The organism is Treponema sp. R8-4-B8 (assembly GCF_054786175.1).
This window is the reverse complement of the sequence record NZ_BDHE01000412.1, coordinates 1-444: the sequence shown is the minus strand read 5'-3', so window position 1 is coordinate 444 and position 444 is coordinate 1. Positions and strand designations below refer to the sequence as shown.

Annotated in this window: 1 pseudogene; it reads left to right on the top strand. The window is 44.8% G+C overall.

Features of this window, described 5'->3' with window-relative positions:
* Nucleotides 1-46: 46 nt before the first annotated feature.
* A pseudogene (locus ACYVRA_RS09010) lies at nucleotides 47-444 on the top strand (hypothetical protein); the annotation flags it as partial.

Below are 444 nucleotides of genomic sequence, written 5' to 3'. Positions count from 1 at the left end.
AGAGGCTTTAACCGAGGCTATTAGAGAAGCCCGCAAAGCGGGTTTTTTGGGAAATAATATAGGCGGAACAAAATATAGCTTGGATATTGCCGTGCATAGAGGCGCAGGCGCTTATGTTTGTGGCGAAGAAACAGCTCTAATAAATAGCTTGGAAGGGCAAAAGGGTCAGCCTCGCCTTAAACCACCATTCCCTGCGGTGAATGGCGCGTGGAATATGCCCACTTGCGTCAATAATGTTGAAACAATAATGGCTCTGCCCTGGATTTTGGAAAACGGTCCAAAAGAATATCAAAAACTTGGAACGCCAAAAGCTGGCGGCACAAAGGTTTTCTGCATTTCTGGAGATGTCAAAAAACGCGGAGTTTATGAGGCAAGGCTTGGCACTGTCTCTTATACACATCTAGATGTGTATAAGAGACAAAAGGTCTATAACGCTAAATTCCC